Here is an 18,506-nt window from a genome sequence, read left to right as displayed (position 1 = left end):
GGTTAAAAATTAAAAAAAGGGCGATAGATCAGTAAGATAAAAAGCCGATAACATCAGCCCCATGCTTATCAAAAATAGAGACGCTTTTTTCCATTCGGTAAAAGATTCTTTATCCGCTGTTTTTTGCTTTATTGCATTTAGAACAAACAAAAACACAAAAAGACTAAAAAAACCCGAAAAAATCAAAGCAAGACATTCTCGATATGTAGAGGACTGATAAAGGCAAAAAAATACGAGTCCCCAGCTAAAAATCTTTTCTTCAGGTTTTAAACCGTTAAACTTAGGCCATACAAGCTTAAAAATCAAATTCAATGCCTCTAAAAAACTTATAGTCAAAACAGGGAGAAGAAAACCGGCACCGAGAGGGTTTAAAATATAACGGCATAAAGCCCAAACCAGACTAACCGATATCAAAACTACTATGACATTTTTAATAAAAAATGCGTATACTTTTTTTGGGTTTTCAAGATAGATATAGAGGCATTCCAAACCTATTCCATATACAAAAACAATCGAAGATACAAAAGTATAAAATATAATCAGACTCATTCTTCCTCTCCCATCTTAACAGTCGGCAATTCTTTTGTAACGGAAAAATAAATCCATATTATAAGCCCGAGGATAATAAAGGCTCCGGCAGTGGTCCCTAAAAAACGGAATAGAGGATGATTTGAAAAATAAGGCAGCCGAAGCGATAAAAAACCCGATGAAACAGGAAAAGAAAGCGAGCCGAAAGCAAAAAATTCCCTTAAAGCAGATAAACTCAAAATCAAAACGGAATACCATATAGGTAAATCCAATGATTCAGAGTCTTCATAATATTGTTTTAGGCCCAAAAAAATAATGTAGGAAAAGGTTAATATATACGTATATACTTGAAGGGGGCCGTGTATTATAGGTAATATACCTTCCAGCAAGGCATTGACCAAAGCCGTACCGGTAATCATAAATATACTTACAAACACATAGTTAAAACGGTTAATATCTATCAGCTTCCCTACATAATTTCCTAAAATCCCCAAAAAAAAGATAACCCACAATGAAACGGTTAAGACAATTCCGTATGCAAAATTTGAAGCAGCAGGAATTATGGGGCATAAACCGAAAAGAAAGACGATCAACTTCTTATTTGCAGCCATTTATTTTTTCTCCTTATTGTTTATCTCAAGCCGTTCAAAGGCGGAGGCTAATTTTTGCTCGGAAATACTTATACTCAAAGGGATTATGCCGTAATATATCGCCGGTTTATCGGCAATTCCTCCCCCCAAACCGCAAAAAAAGCATTGTCTTTCCTCTTTAAAGTAGAGAAACATTCCTTGATATATTCCATATTTTCCGCTCATATTTATAAAAGCGGCATAGCCTTTTTTCTCCTTCATCTTGACTTCAAAAACCGCATTACAAAAATTCATATTTAGCGAAGAAGGATTTAAGGCCTTTATAAATTCTACACCTTGATGTTTCGAACAAAGCGGAGAGTTTTTTAAAATATAGTCTGCATCCTGTAAATAGGCATCGTTTTTAAGTCCTGAAATTATATAACCGCTTCCCCATAATATAAGTCCCGATGCAATAAAAAAAGCAAAAAGGAGGAGGTGTTTTTTTATTTTTTCTACATTCGAATTATTCATAAAGACTCCTTTTTTTAGCCTGTATTTTTATCTCAAGTCTTTCGATAAGAGGAGAAATTATATTGCCAAGGATTATGGCAAAGAATATTCCTGCAGGCGATGCTCCATGGGCACATATAAAAAAGGCAAAAACTCCTGTAAAAAAACCGATCATAGCCTTTCCATATTTGGTTTTGGGAGAAGATGCAGGCTCCGTCATAACAAAAAAGGCTGCAAATAAAATGCCGCCCGTTAAAACAGCCGACAGTATGTCTCCCGTAAAATAAATATTTGAAACAGGGGCCATTCCGAAAATCCAAACTAAAACAGCATAGGTTGCCAAAAAAAACGCAGGAAGAATATAATCCACAGCCCTGATAGAAAACAGTATTATCGACGACACCAATGTAACTATATTGTAACGGAAAGCAGGTATTGATGATGTAGAATTTAAAAAGAGGCTTATATAGCCTTCAGGAAGGGTTACGCCTACCCCGTGTAGTAAAATGGAATTAAGAGCAGAGGTAATGGTAAAATCCGTTTTAAGTTTTAAAAGGCCGTTTGCCTCCATCACGGCAAAAAAACTGCCTTTTTCAGCTAAGAGTGAAAAATCTGAAATCAGCGGCGGAAAGGCCTCCGGCCGGGAAATATATGCAGCACAGACTGCAAAAGCAACAGGGTTCAGCCAATTTCGCCCTGTTCCGCCGAACACGGTTTTTACAATAAATACCGAAAAAGCACTTAAAATAAAAACAAAAACAAATCCTATACCCGTAGGCATAAAGAAACCTATCAGCAGACCTGAAATTATCATTTCGAGGGATAAACCGAATTTTGAAGAAGCTAAGTATCTAAGTAAATTTTCTACAAATAATACGCCCATAACGGCAATGACAATATTTAACAGAGCATAAAGGTCGGCACTCAGCGCCAAAATCAAAATTTGGATACCTAAAAGAGATAAAACGACAATATTAATTTTAAAAATGGGAAGGCGTGTATACACAAATGGAGCTGCCGTCAAAGACAAGTTAGAATAAGATTTCATAAAAGATTTCCTTTTTTAATTTTTTTTGACATCTCTAAAATAATGGAACACAGGGGAATCCTTGAAGGGCAGCAGGAAGAACAACAAGCACAACCGCTGCAAATCTTTATTTGTTTTAAAATGTCCTCGTTTAAGTCCTCAGCTTCAATGGATTCGACTATTTTTTTAGGTTCCAAATATAGAGGACAAGAATTAAAACATAAACCGCAATTTATGCACTCTTCTATAGAGTGTTTTTTTATACTATCCTTCCCCGGAATATGAATCGATTTTAAGGTACTCGTTACAGGTATATCCAAAGTATCGGCGGATATCCCGCCGATAAGCCCGTTCAATATAATTTGTGCCGGCACGGTTTTAAAGCCTCCGCACTCTTCTATAAGATTTCCTATAGGTGTCCCTATCTTAACCTTTAAGACCTTGGGTTCATTGATAGCCTTACCCGTTACAAGAACATAAACAGAGGTTATAGGATTATTTGTTCTTACAACCTCATATGTATACATAGCAGTAGGAATATCTATTAAAAGAGAATTTTCCTTATTTGCAAAATAATTTTTTTGAACAAAGGGATAATCATTCGATGCATTTATAAATTTTACCTTACAAAAAGGCTCACAAGTTTGTGAAATTTGCTCTAACTTGTAAAGATCTTTTTTTGCCAACTTATGAATACAGGTTACAGAAGCAGCATTGAGGATTTTCGCCATTATACCAAGACCCTCTGCAACATCTTCAAAAAAATGATCAAACAAGATTGAATCAATACCTGAAGAAGGGTCCTTATCGAAAAGGTTTATATAGATATCGGCCTCTTCCTTTTTTAAAGCATTTCTTACCTGATAAATAAGGGGCACTGTTGAAAAATCAGCCGTATTTAAAATTCCGGAATAACCTATTGCTCGAACAATTTCGGAATTAGAAGAAGTCCTCCACGGATAATCGGCAGATGGGCGGCCTAAAATATCAAAAGCCCCTTCGAGTTTTACGGCTGCAGCATGAATATGCTTTCCGTCCGGAAGGGTAAAGTCAATAAAATCATATAAAATTCCGGGAATAGAAGAGTATATGCCGACCGAAAAAGGTTCTTCAGTACGGGCTATAATTTGACCTTCTTTTACGGTCTCTCCTTTCATAACAAGGGTTTCCGGGCGCTTTTTAGAATCAAAAGCTATAGGTATAAAAGCCTTTTGAGGTAAAAAAGCATTGCCCTCAAACGAGGCAGGAAGCTTAGGGTATTCTAAAACCTCTTTACCCCGTTTAAATCTTAAAAATTCCGTCATTTTTCTAACACTCTCAATAATATAATCATTAACGGCATTATAGCCGAAACAAGGGCAACAAGCAATGCTGCACTATTATAACGGTTAAGCGGAAATTTCTTAGGTGCATAAGAAGCCGTAATAAACCTTCCCTGACTGTAAAGCAGGTCTTCGATAGAAGGGCTGGTCCTAAAAGAAATAACGCTTTTTATAAACTCATCATCAAAATTGAATACAAGGCCATCTTGTTCCGTAACTACACCGTTTTCATCTACGGAAAAATCGTTAAAACTGACCCTGTCATTTTCTTGAGGAGAAAGACCCAGACGGGTAAAGGGAATAACCTTTGCATTCCATGTATCCGAAATAAGGTTTCCAAGATCAGGAAGGTCATCTCCTGTCCTTATTTTTTTTAATTCATCAAAGGCCTTTTTTGAAAAGCCTGGAATTCCTACAGAGGCCTCCGGCATAGGCAGATATAGGGTATTTTGATATGCCTTTATGGTTTTATTAAAACTGAAATATAAAAACAAGGCTGAAAAAGCAATAGAAAAAAGGGCACAAGAAGAGACGGCGAACAAATGCCTTGTATGCCAAAATTTTGCGATAGATTGCGGATTCATCACATAGGCCCGTATTGTTTTATGAATTTTTTGCGTATCCATCTTCTCTTCAACAAAAAAACTAAACCTTTCAATGATGTATGTAAAAGAGGCTGAAGCCGATATTGCAAAGACAAAAAGAACAAGCGAAATATTACTGTTGAATTTTGCAATTATCAAAGCAACAAAGGGGAAAAAAACTAAAAGAGGATTTTTTTTGATTCTGGACACAAGCTGTTCTCTTGTAAATTTTAAAGAAGAACCTATGGCTTCCATCCAAAATGCAAGAGTATACATTATTAGAATTGAGGAAGAAAGAGCTAAAATTCCCCTCTGAAAGGCTGCGTAAATAACAAAGGGAAAGGCGGCAGAAAAATAATTTTTTTTACGGCTTGTATAAAAAAAAGATACTGCAAAAAATATTAAAGCAATAAAAAACTGAAAGGCCGAAAAAGAAGTATCGTTTTCTATAAAAAAATACCCGGTATTTTTCTTTAAAAATCTAAAAAAGTCCTTAGTTATATGCTTATCGGATGGAATATACATATATCTTATATTTTCCTGATCATTTATGAACCACTGAGTGTAACGCTCCTTATCGGTAAAGGGATAGCCGGTATAACCTTGTTCTTCCAAATCCGAAAAACGGTTTTCTATGGTTTGAGAAGAAATTATCCCCGTAATACCGTGTTCTTCGGCTGCCTGTAAAATTGCAGGTTCATCTACTTCCATGGGTAAAAAAAGGACACGGTAGTCCTTCCACAATGTAGACATTGAGCTCATCGGAACAAATATTAACAAGAAAAAAGAGAAAATCAATAAAAAACCTGCAATAATATCAAAACAGAAGATGTATTTTTTAGGTTGATTCATAGCTCTTATCCAAAATAAGCAAATAATATTGATGTGATTATACCAAGAATAATGCCGGCAACAGCTTCAACGGGCTTGTGTCCTTGGATTTCCCTTACTGCTCTAAAATGATACCCTTCATTCTTTTCGGCAAACTTTGCACCGAGGTCATTTAGAGCCTTAGCCTGCAAACCGCTGGACCTTCTTACGCCTACAGCATCCCTTATAACTATAAGTGCCATAAAACAGGCAAAAATAAAAAGATCCGAATCAAACCCCTGCCTTATACCTATGCTGACGGTTAAAGATGCTACAAGAGCGGAGTGACTTGAAGGCATTCCGCCGGTACGCCAAAACACCAGCTCAAAAAAATCTATAGGGGTCTTTATTGAGGCATTAAATAATGCAAAAATAGTCTTTATAATCTGACTCATCATCCAGCTTGTTATAGCGGACAAAAAAATCGGATTAGAAAAAAACATAATCCACTGCATTTTATACATCGCTTCCAACATATCTTTAATTCTCTACAAAATAGCTCTTTTGTCAAGTCTGTAAATGGTATATAATGTATAAATGAGTAAAGAAAATAAGATTTTTTATATAGGCGAAGATGATTCAGGCAGGAGACTGGACCGTGTAATACGAAAATTTTTAGGAAAGATGCCCCTTTCCGGCGTATATTCGGCAATACGCAGAGGGAAGATAAGGGTCAACGGTAAAAAAGAAAACGGAGCCTACTTAACCCAAAAAGGCGATGAAATTTCAATGGATTTGAGCCTATTCGGCTTAACTGCACCCGCATCAGAAGATCAAACAAATTATTCAATTTCAAAACCTGACGTTCTATTAAAAACCGATGATTTACTCTTTATAAACAAAAGATCCGGAGAGCTTGTACATGGAGAAAAAAGTCTTTGTGAGGCTGTTTTAAAATATTTTCCGTCAAAAGAAAAAAGTCTTTCCTTTAAAGTAGGAGCCCTGCATAGACTGGATAAGGATACAAGCGGAATTCTGGCCTTTTCTCAAAGTTTAAAAGGAGCACAGGGATTTTCAAGGGCCCTGCAGGAAGGAAAGATAGGTAAATTTTACATCGGAATAACTGAGGGGCGCCCTTCTTTAAGCGAATTTAAAAGCATAATCGACGGAAAAGAATGTCTTTGTCTTATAAGAATTCTTGATTTTTCAAAAGAAGAAAATTTAAGTCTTGTGCTTTTTAATCTTATAACCGGAAGGAAGCACCAAATAAGAATACAATGCTCTCAGTTCGGCACTCCCCTTTTAAACGATAAAAAATACGGCTCAAAACAAAAAAAAGCATTTTCTGAAGATTTATCAAAAAAAACTACATATTTTTTACATGCCTATAAGTTAATATTTTCGGAACCGTTTTTAGACGACTTACCAAAGGAGATTACCGCCCCCCTTCCCGAAAACTTTAAGAGGGCGGTCAAAAGTTTATTTGGTATAGATTTGGCAAGCTTAAAAACTTAGTTGAGACAGGTACTTCATAACCTTAGTGACAGCCTCTTCATTCTTTTCGCTTATTCCGCTTACCTGAGTTATAATTTCATTTATTTGTCCGGTATCGTTTCCTATACCATCCATACCTTGGTTTATCAGTTTAGAAATTTCTACCAGTTTTGAAATTTCTTTGCTGACCTCAGTATTTCCTTTAAGTATTTCCAAGGAACCGCTTTTTACATCATAAGTTATATCGCTTATTTCTTTTATGGCATCCAAAACTTGACTGCTTCCGGAGCTTTGCTCTGTCATAGCATGCATTATAGAGCTGCTTCCGTCATTTACCGTCGAAAGAATTTTCATTATTTCGGCAAATTGCACTTCCGTAGTCTCGGCGGCAGAATTAAGCTCTTCAATCTTAGTTTTGAGATTATTTAATACGGTCGTAATCGTTTTTCCTTGAGTACTTGATTCTTCAGCCAGTTTTCTGATTTCGTCAGCAACTACGGCAAAGCCCTTTCCCGACTCTCCCGCATGAGCAGCCTCAATAGCCGCATTCATTGCAAGAAGGTTTGTTTGACTTGCAATATGCTGAATAACATTAGAAGCCTCCAAAAGTCCATCCGAATCATCGGTAATATTTTTTGCTATAGTGTGTGCGGTCGAAACGGCTTGATTGCCTGATTCGGCAGAAGCGTTTAGTTTTTCGATGGAGTCGACATTTTCTTTTACGGTTTTTGTTACGGACTGAATATTGGAAACCATTTCTTCTATCGTTGAAACGGATTCCGTAACGGCTGCAGACTGACTTTCAATATTCTTTCCTAATTTTTCTATACCTGAGGCCATTTGATTTAAGGTCCCCTGCATCTTTACAACACCTGAAGATTGATCTTGGATATGATTTCTAGCTGAAGAAATATTGTCGGTTATTTTTCTGACTGACTCGGATGTTTTATCCATATTTGACAAAAGAAATTCGGCCGTATCTCCTGAAAGGCCTACACTTTCATTAAGCTCCTTTATAAAAGTTTTGTTAAAAGTCAAAAGCTTACCGATATCCACCAGTAAAAGAGCTATCTCATCCCTGTTCCAGCTTGCGACAGGTTCCCTCTTATAATTTCCATCAGCCAGATCCTTTATTATTCTTTGAATCAAAAAAATTCTAACTTCGATAGATTTTATTATAATCCCTAAACTTAGCACCGATAAAATTAAACCGTAAATGAACAAAGGTAAAACGGAATTTATAAGTCTTTCATAAATATTTTGATTTTCAAAACGTACGATAGGTGCAAGTACAAGAAGAATAACGGCTATAATACAAGTAATACTTGCAATAGTAACTTTTTTTATCATTGAAAACGATAGATACTTTTCTTCAACAGGAATAAAGGAAACCCATTTTTCAAAAGCTCTAATAGTACTTGAAGAAAATATAGTACCCAACAAGAATATATTACCTATGGTACTAAAAAGAGAGGATAAGAACATACCTGTTTCCCCAATAATTCCAACTTCCAAAGATATGAGAGGAACAGTAATGGTAAACAGCAGCGGCACTACCAACAAAAAGGTTTCATATCTTAATATATTTCTTTTCGCCTTTTCCGGATTTTCTTCCCAGTTTATAATTGCAGGGAAAAAAAGTTTTTGTTTTACGACGGGACTTAAAACGGCAATCAGCATACCTATTATAAAGACCTTTGAGCTCACAACAGCCTTCAAATTAGATGAACTTCCGACAAAAATAGAAGTAAAAAAATTACCGGCAATCCAACCAAGATTGGTAAATAGATCAAAAACTAAAATCTTTTTTGGCGGAGGGGGAACAATTACATTAACTTTTTCCATAAAACTTTCTCCTTTATTTATTATATCAATTTTAAACCTTTTCTTTAAATTCTTCAAGCTTAAAAATTTGATTTATTATGAATAGAATACATGAGCGATTGGATTATTTACACGGAAATGGAAATGATAACACCCGATGACTATCTTTTGATGATGTATATCTTTTATAGTAAGAAAAACCGGCCCTTAGCCAAGTAAAAAGCTGAGCCGGTTTTTCTTAATTTTGTAATTTATCAATATTGAGCTATCTTTTTGCTCTTAAAGAATTAAATACGGCCAATAAGGCAACTCCGACATCGGCAAAAACAGCAGCCCAAAGGTTTGCAAGACCGAGAGCGCCCAAGGTTAAAAAGCCGATTTTTATACCGAAGGCCAAGGCTATATTTTGCCAAACTATTTTTCGGGTAAACCTTGCATGTTTTACGGCCGCAGCAACAAGACGGGGATTATCGTTCATAAGAACAACATCAGCCGCCTCAATGGCAGCATCACTTCCTATACCGCCCATAGCTATACCTGCATCCGAGCGTGCCAATACGGGAGCATCGTTTATACCGTCTCCTACAAAGATAACAGAAGCCTTCTTATTCTTTGCTTTTACTTCATCGGAAATTTCCTCAAACCTTGAAACCTTTTCATGGGGTAAAAGCATTGAGGTGTAATTTTTTATGCCCAAATCTTCTGCAATCTTTTTGGCCGATTTTTCATTATCGCCGGTAAGTATTTCTACCCTTGAAAGCCCCAATTTATTTAAATCGGATATAGCTTCCCTAGCTTCATTTTTAAGCGTATCGGTTAAAATCAAGCAGCCTATGTACTCACCGTCATAAGCGGCATAAACTTGAGTTCCGCCTATCTCATCTCCATATAAAGGAATTTCCTTTCCTATGTTTTCGCTTATAAAGGAATTTTTTCCGGCTAAAAGGCTCTTTCCCTTGTAATTTACCGAGATACCTTTTCCAGCCTTTTCGTAATAGTCTGTAAGCTCGGCATTTGGAAAAGTCTTTGTTACCTCTTCGGACAAGTTAATTAGGGCACAATCTTGAACGGCTTTAGCTATAGGATGATGAGAATTGAATTCGGCAAGAGCGGTCAATTTTAAAAATTCATATTTTTCTACATTTTCCGCAGGCATTAAGGTCATAACCTTTAGAACACCCTTGGTAAGAGTTCCCGTTTTGTCGAAGACAACGGCATCGGCCTTTGAAAGGGCATCTATGTAATCGGCACCTTTAATCAGTATACCCCGTTTTGCAGCTCCTCCTATTCCGCCGAAATACCCCAGCGGAACCGAAATAACAAAGGCACAAGGACAGGAAATTACCAAAAATACAAGGCCGCGTGAAATCCACGGAGCAAAACTTTCCCAGCCGTTAATAGGCGTTGAAAAAATAAGCGCACTTAAAAGAGGCGGTAAAACCGAAAGAAGAACCGCTCCTATCGTAACTATCGGAGTGTAAATCTTCGCAAAGGATGTAATAAAGCGTTCTACCCTAGCCTTTCTGTTTTGTGCGGACTCAATTAGCTCAAGCATCTTTGAGGCAGCGGTATTTTCTAAAGAAGCTGTTGTCTTTACCGTTATAACTCCCGTTAAGTTTACAAAACCTGCAAGTACGGGGCTGCCTTTTTCTGCAGTACGCGGAAGGCTTTCTCCCGTCATAGATGAGGTATCAAGTTCGGCACTTCCTTCATAAATGACACCGTCCAAGGGGATTTTTTCACCGGCTTTTACAAGAACCAAGGAACCGATTTTTACGCTTGCAGGATCTACAAGTTTTTCTTTAGAATCGGAATCATAAAGGCGGGCAAAATCGGGTCGGAGGTCCATAAGATCTATGATTGAACGCCTCGATTTTTCGACGGCCGAGTGCTGTACCACCTCGCCTAAATTGTAAAAGAGCATAACCGCTGCACCCTCGGTCCAGTCACCTAAAATAAAGGCACCGATTGTTGCAACAGACATCAAAAAATTTTCATCAAAAACTTGACCTTTTAAAATATTTTTTACCGAAGTCAACAAAACCTTGTAGCCTGCTATCAGCCACGCTATAACAAATAAAACCGTCGAAAAAGCTGCATAAAAATTCTTAATTTGTATTCCGGCTTCCGCAAAAAAAATACGGGTAAAAATACCTCCGGCAAAAAACAAGGCCGAAATACCGAATTGTACTACCATCTCTTTTGAGGAGCCGTGATGATGTTCACAGCCACAGCCTGAATGATCGTGTCCGCAAGCGCAATGTTCATGATGGTCATCATGACTATGCCCGTGATGATCGTGTCCGCTGTGGTCATGTTCGTGGTGGTCATGGCCGCAGGTACAGTGGTCGTGATGTTCATCATGACTGTGCCCATGGTGATCGTGTCCACGCATACGGCAATCTTTTTCTTCATGGTCATGCCCACAGCCGCAATGTTCATCGTGGCTATGTTCGTGATGATCGTGATGATCGTGATGGCCGTGTCCATGGTGTTCATGTTCATGATGTTCATCGTGCTTATGCTCGTGATGACCGTGTTCGTGATGATCATGATGTTCTTCATGACTGTGCTCATGCTTGTGTTCGTTTTCTTTTTTATAATCCATTTACCTGCCCTCCCTAATGTGTTCCAAACCGACGGAATATAGAATTCCGACATGGTTGTCATCTATTGTATAATAAACCTGTTTTCCGTTTCGGCGGCTTTTTACTATCTTAGCCTGCCTTAAAATTCTAAGCTGGTGAGAAACGGCCGAAGCCGACATTTCCAAAACTTCTGCAAGGTCGGCTACACAGAGCTCCCCGGAAATAAGAGCGGAAACAATCTTAATCCTCGTAGAATCTCCGAAGTTTTTAAAAAAATCTCCCAAGTCGCTCATTGTCTGCTCATCGGGCATCTTAGCCCTTGCATGAGCCACAGTTTCTTCATTCGAAACACCTATTTCATCATCTTCTATCATATTCTATCACCTATTCATATGAACAAATGCTCATATGTTCATTTATAATTATAATAAATTTAAAAAAATTGTCAAGTCCTATCTTGCTAATAATTAGTTTTTCTGTTACAATGTTGAAAGCATAACTTTGTTAAGGAGACATATATGGAAGTTCAATTGCAAGAGCTTGTTGATAAGATAAAAAAAGACGGAGTTGCCGCTGCCGATGAAAAAGCAGCTGAAATTATCAGAGCAGCAGAGGAAAAAGCAAAAAATATTATCGAAAAAGCCGAAGCTGAAGCTCAGGAAAGCGTAAAAAAAGCTGAAGCTGAAGCTCTCAGATTCCAAAAAGCTGCCGAATCTTCAATAGACCAAGCCGGCAGAAATACTCTTATTTCATTCAGACAAGGTCTTTTAAATGAACTTAATGCCATTATAAAGGCTGAAACAGCCAAAAATTACGATTCAGCAGTTCTAAAAAATCTGATTCCCGAAGCAGTCAAGGGCTGGGTAAAAACCGGCAATACCGAGAATTTATCAGTAATTCTTGCAGACAAGGACCTTAAAGAGCTCGAATCCTCTTTAAGTGCAGCCTTAAAAGATCATATTGCTAAGGGCATGGAACTTAAAGCCGACAGCAAGATAGCAGGCGGATTTAGAATCGGTACTAAGGACGGATCTGCCTATTATGACTTCTCGGCAGAAGCCGTTGCGGATTTGTTCTCATCATATCTAAGCCCTAAAACAGCCGAAATTTTAAAGAATGCGGCAAAGGAGCTTTAAAAGGTGGCATCCTACTATTATTTGACGGCTCAACTGCCTTCAATTTTTCCTAATCTACAGCCTCCTATGAGCTTTAAAGCCTTTAAAGAACTGGCTTTGCGTTCTCTTTCAAAAAAAGATGCTCAAATTTTGGAAAATCTAACCCTTGAGCCTCCAAGAGAAGAAAAAAGCACAGGCTCCGCCTATTTGGATAAGTGGTATGAGTTTGAGCGTTCTCTTAGAATAGCCCTTGAGCAGGTACGCTCGGCAAAGCTGAAATGGGAAGCTCCTATTTCCTATGACGAAAGAGTTTTGCTTTCTTCGGCTTTTACACCGGTACAAATTGCAAGAACAGCCGCTTCAATTCAAAATCCTCTTGAGGCCGAAACTTTTTTGGATAATGCAAGGTTTCAGGCTGCCGATACGGTAAGAGGGGCTGAAAACTTCTCTTCCGATGGAATTTTTGCCTATGCTGTTAAGCTCCTTTTGAGAGAGAGAGCATCTAAATTTGAAATGGAAAAAGGAAAAGAAGAATATTCTTCGATATACAACACTATCCTCGATGAAGAAAAATAAGCCGCTTATTTATAAGCTGATTATAAAACCGGTTCTTAAAACAAATGGCCGGATTTTAGGCTTATAGGTTAGTTATGTCCAACACCTTAAAAGACCTGAGATTTAAAGTCTGGATAGCCTTTTTAACCTTCTTGTCGGGTTTTATAAATGTAGGAGCAATCCGCAGCTTTTCTTTGCCTGTAAGCCATCATACAGGGAATGTAAGTCATCTTGCCCTTTCAATTGCAAACAAAAATATAACGGAAGTTTTTATAATCGGTTCAGCGATTCTTGCCTTTTTTGCGGGAGCCTTCATATCAGGACTTTTATTCCACCAAAGAAAATTCGGATTAAAGAAAAGATACGGAATCTTGCTGATGGGCCTGGCTATGATATTTTTAAGTTTAGCACTGTTTAAAACACCCCAAATCCTCAAAGTATCTGCCCTAAGCTTCGCAGCAGGAGTTCAAAACGCCATGTTTATCTTCTATGGAGATATCCTTGTAAGAACCACCCACATAACAGGCTACCTTACAGATGCTGCCTTTGCCCTAGCTATGTGCCTTAGGGGCAAAAAAGACAAATTCCGATTTTTTTTGTTTTACAGCCTCAACATTCTTTTTTTCTTAGCCGGAGGAATTACAGCAGGCCTTATCAAAATCGGCTCATTTTTTATAAGTTCTGCCTGTCTTTATCTTATCGCCGGCCTTTACTATTTTATGATGAGGAAAAAACAGTAAGATTGAAAATAAATTTCAACCATTGACATACGCATTTTTTATACATATAATTTACATATGACAGCAAAGGAAGTGTTAAAGCTCTTAAAACAAAACGGATGGTATATTTGTGAAACTAAAGGTTCACATTATCAATTAAAACACTTGAAAATTAAGAGGTATAAAATGAGAAATAAAATATATGGAATATGCATATTCAATTAGAAGCATCGATAAATTTAAAGAATATAATTTATTTTTAGAAACTCATAAAAGTAAAATAGCGGCTTATATTGATTTTATTCAAAATTCCTACAGTGTAAAAGATCTGCCTGAATATATAGTTTTTGCAGATTTTGATATGGCAACAAGGGTACACAGCAGCATAAGTATTCCGGCATATACCAATGAAATTAGAATGGTTATCACACCTGAACTTAATATTTGGAAATCCATATATTTAAAACAACTCGAAGTCTACGAACTCAAGACTGTGGAAAATATTCAAAGTTACTATTCAAATGACATAAATGAAAATAGTATTTTGCAAATAATAGGACATGAATTAATGCATCAAAGCGAACTCTTTCTTGACGATTTCGAAGATGAAAAAAAATTGACAGAAGGCATTTGGTTTGAAGAAGGGATGGTCGAATATATAAGCAAAAAATTTTTTCTTACAACCGAAGAATTTGAAAAAGAAAAACAAATTAATACTAGTCTGGTCAAACTTTTTGAAGAAAAATACGGCATTTCATCTATAGAAAGTTTCGGACAAGAAACCTATGATGAGAATTATACTTCAATTTTTTATAATTACTGGCGTAGTTTTTTGGCAATCGATATCTTGGTTCAAAAATTCCATATAGTATCCAAGGTTTTTGAACACTACCATAATTGGAACAAGGCAGGACGGACCATGCCCTTATCAAAATGGTTTCAAATAGAATAATCATAAATTGAAACCGTCTTAAATCATCTTAATTCAGTTTGATTTTCCGGTATTATAAGAAGTCCAAAACCACCCTTTTGAGCAAAAAGACTTGTGTATCTTTATTCCCTTTATCATAAATATAATCATAAAAATTAGAAAAAATAGGCCTCCGGCTATCGAGATATATAAGCGGAAGGATTTAAGGAAGAGCCAAAGACTATCAATACTAAGGCTTATAGGTGCAAAGATACAAAAAAATTTTAACCACAAGCCGGAAAGCAGGGTAAAAGAGTCTTCCCAGACCTTTTTTGAGCTCCATTGATATTTTTGGGCCTTAATACGGCATCCGGGTAAGACAGCCCTATCGTATTTATCTATTAAATAACGGGTGTATAAATACCCTAAAAAAGATGAAATAGACCACACCAAAAGGAAAATGGGAACTAAAATTTCTATAATAAACATCTATACCCCTACGCAAACGGTTTTATATTTCCTCTATTTTTTCCTTTAAGGCTTTTTCGACTATGGGAGGAACCATACCGGAAAGGTTTCCGCCGAAGGATGCCAATTCTTTTATGGAACTTGAACGCAACACAAAGTACTTTGTGTCGGGAACCATAAAAACGGTTTCTATCTTTTGGTTTAAACCCTTATTCATAACGGCAAGATCGAATTCATAGGAAAAATCGGAAACATTTCGCACTCCGCGGATTAAAACATTGGCACCGATTTTTTCGGCATAGTTTACTATCAGCGAATTCCAAGTATTTACAAAAACATTATCCCATTTTTGGGTAAGTTCTTCCATCATATGCTTACGTTCTTCACCCGAAAATAAATAATTTTTATTGTTATTTACGGCGATTACGACATGTACCTCGGTGAATATCTTTTGAGCTCTTTCAATTACGTTTAAATGCCCGAAGGTGGGCGGATCAAAGGACCCTGCAAAAACAGCTTTTACCATTGGCCTACTCTAACATATTATAGGGCCTTTAATCAAGCAGACCGGAAAAAAGATAGAAATCAGGCTACAACAATATCCTGACAAAGAATATTTTAATCGTACTTATGAGAAAAAATCAAGGTATATTTATTGATGTTGATTGTTGAATTTTTTAAGGTATTATTTACCTTGCCGGTTGAAGCGGGCCTTAGGTTTTATTTCCATAACAGAATAACTGCCGAATGCCGTCAAAGATAAGGGCATCATCAGTTCTCTTGAATTTTTCCGAGTATTTAATTATACTTCCGCCATGAAGTGCGAAATAAATAATATATTGATTGAAAAAACAAAGGCTTTTCTAAAAAGAAAATTCGATGAGAGTAAATATTTAAGCGGACATCCCGAAGAAAAAGCATACCGGCTTGAACATTCTTACCGCGTTGCAAATATCGGCAAAGCGATAGCCGAAAAAGAAAATTTTTCCATTACGGAAATGATAATTGCCTGTCTTCTCCATGATATTTCTTACTGCGAAGAATTCTGCGGCAAGGAGGATTGGCTTAACCATGGACGAAATGCGGCAAAAATCTCCTATCCTTTTCTTAAAGAATTGGGATTACCTGAAGATAGGATTAACGATATATGTTACGGAATAGCGATTCATGTAGACGACAAAGCCGATTTTGAGGGAGAGCGCACCTCATTTGCTCTGACGGTAGGAGATGCGGATAATATTGACAGATTTGATGTGTATAGGATTTATGAAACTCTGCATAACAATAATTTTAAAGATATGAATATTTCGCTTAAAAAAGATTATGTTGAAAAGAGACTCAATGAGCTTTACAAATTGCTAAACATGGAACTGGGAACAAAATCTGCGGAAGATCTATGGAAAGAGAGACTGGTATTTTACATTGAGTTTTACGAAAAACTAAAAGAGCAATTAAAAATAAGCGAGGATGTGTTTTAATCGATATGTATTGCCATTGATACAAAACCCAATGCGAAAATCTTGCTAAAAATCCGATATTGTGCTATTATATGCAAATGATGAAAAGAAAATTTATACGGAAACTTTGTTGTTTTACTCTCATTTTAACGCTTTTTCAGGGCTATACTCAAGTTTTTGCCCAAGAAAATGACAAGTCAATTAAAGAAATACGAACCGAAGCCATGGATTTTTATCGAAACGAAATCTCGGCGGCCTCAATCAATGAAATATCCGGCGAAAATTTAGGAGTTTGGCAGGAAGTGCTTAATGCCTCCCTTTTTATGCTCATAAGAAATAACGAGCTTTACCGAGGCAGAATGCGCCTCATTATTGAAGAAAGTCAAATAATCAAATGCGGAATTTATCCTGATGGAACAATCTTGATAAGTACGGGACTTTTCGATTACATAGAAGCTCGAATTGCCGAAAATTTAACAGCTTCTCCGCGAAGAATAAAAAACTTAAACATTGAAAGAGAAAAAATGCTTTCAGCTTTTTTAGCCCACGCAGCGGCATCTTTTGCCCTTGACAATAAGCTGGTCTATTTTTCGGACCCAAGGAGAAGCGGAGAAAAAAACAGCGAGCTTTTAAAATCATATAATTTGACTGCCGACAGCTTTACCTTAATTCTTTTAAAACTTGCAGGTTACGATTCAAACCTTTTTTATAACCATCTTGAAGACCTAAAAAGAATCCAAGCCGACCCTAATTATGCAAAAAAATTTGAAAGCTTTTTTACCGATAACTTTTCACCGCAACAGCGTATAAGCAATTTACTTAAACATAAAGATGAGGCAGAAGCCGTTGCCGATGAAATTTTTTATGTGCTTGATGCAGTCAGAAGTGATGATGAAAATGCTATCGAAGATGCAAAGCAAAGAGTTTCGGCCCTGCGGACTGCCTATCCAAACAATATGTATTTTAAAAGATTGGCAGCCATAACAGCACATAAAAAATGGGAATCAGGTATTTCAAATAAAGGACTTTTAACCGCCTATCCTGCAGCTGCACAAGATTCAAAAACAGCGAAACAAAATTATGAGATTTTAAATTTCGATCCCAAAAGTCTTTTGATAGATCAAAAAAACGAAGAAACGGAATCGATTCCGGGAAATATAAACGATTATGATGAAGCCGTGCGGGCTTATAAAAGCTACCTAAATTCAATTCAAGAATCCGGGATGGAGTCCTCCTATGCAATGCTCCTATTTTATTCTCCCAATATCAATGATAGGGCTCAAGCTCTTTCCCTTGCCGAAAAAGCATATTTGAGCGAGAGCGGAACGGAAAGTCTCATTGCAAATACAAATTATGCTTCCCTCCTCTACCTTTCACAAAAAGATTATACAAAAGCGAAACTCCTTTTGGAGTCGATGATAAAAAATACAACTGCAAGCACTGACAGCCTTTTTTTAATTACAGGAAGCATAATAGATAAAAGAATTATTATCTTTAATTATGCAAGAATGCTTTTTGGTTTAGGTGAATCGGAAAAAGCCTTAAAGGTGAGGGAGCAGTTACGTAATTTAATTTTCTCTATGGAAAAATATAATCCTATAATTTTAAAAAAGATTAAGCTTGAAGATACCACAGATGATTTAATCGAATATTGGGGTAAACCTTCAGGAATAAAATATAATTATTTTTCTGAAAAGTGGTATTACGATTTTTTAAATGCCGAGGTTTCAATTTCAACTGCAACAAACAATAACATAGAAAAGATTTCGATTTTTGCAGATTCCAATTTATCATTGCCCAATGATTTACGGGTAGGAGAAACAAAAAAATCTTTTGAAAGTTTTTTCGGTAAACCGATTTATACGGCAGGAGACTGTGAAAATTATTTTTATAAGTCGAACAAAATTCAGGTTTTATATTTAAACGGATTTATAAGGCAAATATCCATAACAAAACTTGAATTGTAAAATTATTGTAAGCAGCTTATTTTAAACATGCTTATTCTAAGCGGCTTATTTTGAGG

The 18,506-nt window shown here is 36.7% G+C and carries 20 protein-coding genes; 8 read left to right on the top strand and 12 right to left on the bottom strand.

Features of this window, described 5'->3' with window-relative positions:
* Positions 1–9: 9 nt before the first annotated feature.
* Genes TDE_RS06675 through TDE_RS06645 form a run of 7 tightly spaced genes read right to left on the bottom strand, consistent with a single transcriptional unit; the run spans position 10 to position 5,889 of the window.
* Entirely contained in the window at positions 10–549 is a 540-nt protein-coding gene (locus tag TDE_RS06675; RefSeq protein ID WP_002678977.1) for a hypothetical protein, read from the bottom strand.
* Positions 546–1,139, bottom strand: coding sequence for a hypothetical protein (locus TDE_RS06670; RefSeq protein ID WP_002671401.1), 594 nt, complete (start codon positions 1,137–1,139; stop codon positions 546–548). Before TDE_RS06670 ends, TDE_RS06675 begins: the two co-directional genes overlap by 4 nt.
* Positions 1,140–1,631, bottom strand: coding sequence for a hypothetical protein (locus TDE_RS06665; protein WP_002678976.1), 492 nt, complete (start codon positions 1,629–1,631; stop codon positions 1,140–1,142).
* Positions 1,624–2,658, bottom strand: a complete 1,035-nt coding sequence (locus TDE_RS06660) for an RnfABCDGE type electron transport complex subunit D (protein WP_002678975.1) — start codon at positions 2,656–2,658, stop codon at positions 1,624–1,626. The genes TDE_RS06665 and TDE_RS06660 overlap by 8 nt, the downstream gene beginning before the upstream one ends.
* Entirely contained in the window at positions 2,655–3,941 is a 1,287-nt protein-coding gene (locus TDE_RS06655; RefSeq protein ID WP_002678974.1) for an SLBB domain-containing protein, read from the bottom strand. Before TDE_RS06655 ends, TDE_RS06660 begins: the two co-directional genes overlap by 4 nt.
* The gene (locus tag TDE_RS06650; RefSeq protein ID WP_002678973.1) at positions 3,938–5,395 is read right to left on the bottom strand and encodes a hypothetical protein; all 1,458 of its coding nucleotides are present in this window, start codon (positions 5,393–5,395) and stop codon (positions 3,938–3,940) included. The genes TDE_RS06655 and TDE_RS06650 overlap by 4 nt, the downstream gene beginning before the upstream one ends.
* A 5-nt stretch (positions 5,396–5,400) precedes the next feature.
* Positions 5,401–5,889 (bottom strand): divergent PAP2 family protein, encoded by a 489-nt coding sequence (locus TDE_RS06645; protein WP_002678972.1) that lies wholly within the window; start codon positions 5,887–5,889, stop codon positions 5,401–5,403.
* Between the two features lie 61 nt (positions 5,890–5,950).
* Between TDE_RS06645 and TDE_RS06640 the strand changes: the two genes are divergently transcribed.
* The gene (locus TDE_RS06640; protein ID WP_002678971.1) at positions 5,951–6,868 is read left to right on the top strand and encodes a pseudouridine synthase; all 918 of its coding nucleotides are present in this window, start codon (positions 5,951–5,953) and stop codon (positions 6,866–6,868) included.
* Here TDE_RS06640 and TDE_RS06635 read toward each other — a convergent pair.
* From TDE_RS06635 to TDE_RS06625, 3 genes are all read right to left on the bottom strand, one after another.
* Complete coding sequence (locus TDE_RS06635; RefSeq protein ID WP_002678969.1) at positions 6,857–8,692, bottom strand: methyl-accepting chemotaxis protein; 1,836 nt, start codon at positions 8,690–8,692, stop codon at positions 6,857–6,859. The genes TDE_RS06640 and TDE_RS06635 overlap by 12 nt on opposite strands.
* Positions 8,693–8,936: 244 nt before the next feature.
* Complete coding sequence (locus TDE_RS06630; protein ID WP_002678967.1) at positions 8,937–11,279, bottom strand: heavy metal translocating P-type ATPase; 2,343 nt, start codon at positions 11,277–11,279, stop codon at positions 8,937–8,939.
* Entirely contained in the window at positions 11,280–11,633 is a 354-nt protein-coding gene (locus TDE_RS06625) for an ArsR/SmtB family transcription factor (protein WP_002668756.1), read from the bottom strand.
* 144 nt (positions 11,634–11,777) lie between these two features.
* On the opposite strand from TDE_RS06625, the gene TDE_RS06620 reads away from it, so the two are divergent.
* The 5 genes from TDE_RS06620 to TDE_RS06600 all read left to right on the top strand — a co-directional run bounded on the left by TDE_RS06620 (position 11,778) and on the right by TDE_RS06600 (position 14,600).
* Positions 11,778–12,395, top strand: coding sequence for a V-type ATP synthase subunit E (locus TDE_RS06620; protein ID WP_002678965.1), 618 nt, complete (start codon positions 11,778–11,780; stop codon positions 12,393–12,395).
* A gap of 3 nt (positions 12,396–12,398) precedes the next feature.
* A complete protein-coding gene (locus TDE_RS06615; protein ID WP_002678963.1) occupies positions 12,399–12,950 on the top strand; it encodes a DUF2764 family protein in 552 nt (183 codons plus the stop codon).
* A 74-nt stretch (positions 12,951–13,024) separates the two neighbouring features.
* The gene (locus TDE_RS06610; protein WP_002678960.1) at positions 13,025–13,669 is read left to right on the top strand and encodes a YoaK family protein; all 645 of its coding nucleotides are present in this window, start codon (positions 13,025–13,027) and stop codon (positions 13,667–13,669) included.
* Between the two features lie 57 nt (positions 13,670–13,726).
* Positions 13,727–13,873, top strand: a complete 147-nt coding sequence (locus tag TDE_RS13420; protein ID WP_010956960.1) for a type II toxin-antitoxin system HicA family toxin — start codon at positions 13,727–13,729, stop codon at positions 13,871–13,873.
* Positions 13,851–14,600: a hypothetical protein gene (locus TDE_RS06600; RefSeq protein ID WP_002677935.1), complete on the top strand. Its 750-nt coding sequence runs from the start codon at positions 13,851–13,853 to the stop codon at positions 14,598–14,600. Before TDE_RS13420 ends, TDE_RS06600 begins: the two co-directional genes overlap by 23 nt.
* A 33-nt stretch (positions 14,601–14,633) precedes the next feature.
* Here TDE_RS06600 and TDE_RS13415 read toward each other — a convergent pair whose 3' ends face one another.
* Positions 14,634–15,047: a hypothetical protein gene (locus TDE_RS13415; RefSeq protein ID WP_002678958.1), complete on the bottom strand. Its 414-nt coding sequence runs from the start codon at positions 15,045–15,047 to the stop codon at positions 14,634–14,636.
* A 22-nt stretch (positions 15,048–15,069) separates the two neighbouring features.
* The gene (coaD, locus tag TDE_RS06590; protein ID WP_002678956.1) at positions 15,070–15,552 is read right to left on the bottom strand and encodes a pantetheine-phosphate adenylyltransferase; all 483 of its coding nucleotides are present in this window, start codon (positions 15,550–15,552) and stop codon (positions 15,070–15,072) included.
* 289 nt (positions 15,553–15,841) lie between these two features.
* Between coaD and TDE_RS06585 the strand changes: the two genes are divergently transcribed.
* Both TDE_RS06585 and TDE_RS06580 read left to right on the top strand, forming a co-directional pair.
* Positions 15,842–16,504: an HD domain-containing protein gene (locus TDE_RS06585; protein ID WP_002678955.1), complete on the top strand. Its 663-nt coding sequence runs from the start codon at positions 15,842–15,844 to the stop codon at positions 16,502–16,504.
* A gap of 77 nt (positions 16,505–16,581) precedes the next feature.
* Positions 16,582–18,450: a hypothetical protein gene (locus TDE_RS06580; protein WP_002678954.1), complete on the top strand. Its 1,869-nt coding sequence runs from the start codon at positions 16,582–16,584 to the stop codon at positions 18,448–18,450.
* The last annotated feature ends 56 nt before the right edge of the window (positions 18,451–18,506 follow it).

Origin of the sequence: Treponema denticola ATCC 35405 (genome assembly GCF_000008185.1) — a bacterium.
GTDB lineage: Bacteria > Spirochaetota > Spirochaetia > Treponematales > Treponemataceae > Treponema_B > Treponema_B denticola.
The sequence above is the reverse complement of the archived record's forward strand: the minus strand, read 5'-3'. Positions and strand labels throughout refer to the sequence as shown.

Excerpts from the sequence above, each read along its gene's own strand:
- TDE_RS13420 (WP_010956960.1), top strand. The coding sequence starts at position 13,727 with ATGACAGCAAAGGAAGTGTTAAAGCTCTTAAAACAAAACGGATGGTAT.
- TDE_RS06585 (WP_002678955.1), top strand. The coding sequence starts at position 15,842 with ATGAAGTGCGAAATAAATAATATATTGATTGAAAAAACAAAGGCTTTT.
- TDE_RS06600 (WP_002677935.1), top strand. The coding sequence starts at position 13,851 with ATGGAATATGCATATTCAATTAGAAGCATCGATAAATTTAAAGAATAT.
- TDE_RS06620 (WP_002678965.1), top strand. The coding sequence starts at position 11,778 with ATGGAAGTTCAATTGCAAGAGCTTGTTGATAAGATAAAAAAAGACGGA.
- TDE_RS06665 (WP_002678976.1), bottom strand. The coding sequence starts at position 1,631 with ATGAATAATTCGAATGTAGAAAAAATAAAAAAACACCTCCTCCTTTTT.
- TDE_RS06610 (WP_002678960.1), top strand. The coding sequence starts at position 13,025 with ATGTCCAACACCTTAAAAGACCTGAGATTTAAAGTCTGGATAGCCTTT.
- coaD (WP_002678956.1), bottom strand. The coding sequence starts at position 15,552 with ATGGTAAAAGCTGTTTTTGCAGGGTCCTTTGATCCGCCCACCTTCGGG.
- TDE_RS06655 (WP_002678974.1), bottom strand. The coding sequence starts at position 3,941 with ATGACGGAATTTTTAAGATTTAAACGGGGTAAAGAGGTTTTAGAATAC.
- TDE_RS06580 (WP_002678954.1), top strand. The coding sequence starts at position 16,582 with ATGATGAAAAGAAAATTTATACGGAAACTTTGTTGTTTTACTCTCATT.
- TDE_RS06650 (WP_002678973.1), bottom strand. The coding sequence starts at position 5,395 with ATGAATCAACCTAAAAAATACATCTTCTGTTTTGATATTATTGCAGGT.
- TDE_RS06670 (WP_002671401.1), bottom strand. The coding sequence starts at position 1,139 with ATGGCTGCAAATAAGAAGTTGATCGTCTTTCTTTTCGGTTTATGCCCC.
- TDE_RS06625 (WP_002668756.1), bottom strand. The coding sequence starts at position 11,633 with ATGATAGAAGATGATGAAATAGGTGTTTCGAATGAAGAAACTGTGGCT.
- TDE_RS06635 (WP_002678969.1), bottom strand. The coding sequence starts at position 8,692 with ATGGAAAAAGTTAATGTAATTGTTCCCCCTCCGCCAAAAAAGATTTTA.
- TDE_RS06630 (WP_002678967.1), bottom strand. The coding sequence starts at position 11,279 with ATGGATTATAAAAAAGAAAACGAACACAAGCATGAGCACAGTCATGAA.
- TDE_RS13415 (WP_002678958.1), bottom strand. The coding sequence starts at position 15,047 with ATGTTTATTATAGAAATTTTAGTTCCCATTTTCCTTTTGGTGTGGTCT.
- TDE_RS06645 (WP_002678972.1), bottom strand. The coding sequence starts at position 5,889 with ATGTTGGAAGCGATGTATAAAATGCAGTGGATTATGTTTTTTTCTAAT.
- TDE_RS06675 (WP_002678977.1), bottom strand. The coding sequence starts at position 549 with ATGAGTCTGATTATATTTTATACTTTTGTATCTTCGATTGTTTTTGTA.
- TDE_RS06660 (WP_002678975.1), bottom strand. The coding sequence starts at position 2,658 with ATGAAATCTTATTCTAACTTGTCTTTGACGGCAGCTCCATTTGTGTAT.
- TDE_RS06640 (WP_002678971.1), top strand. The coding sequence starts at position 5,951 with ATGAGTAAAGAAAATAAGATTTTTTATATAGGCGAAGATGATTCAGGC.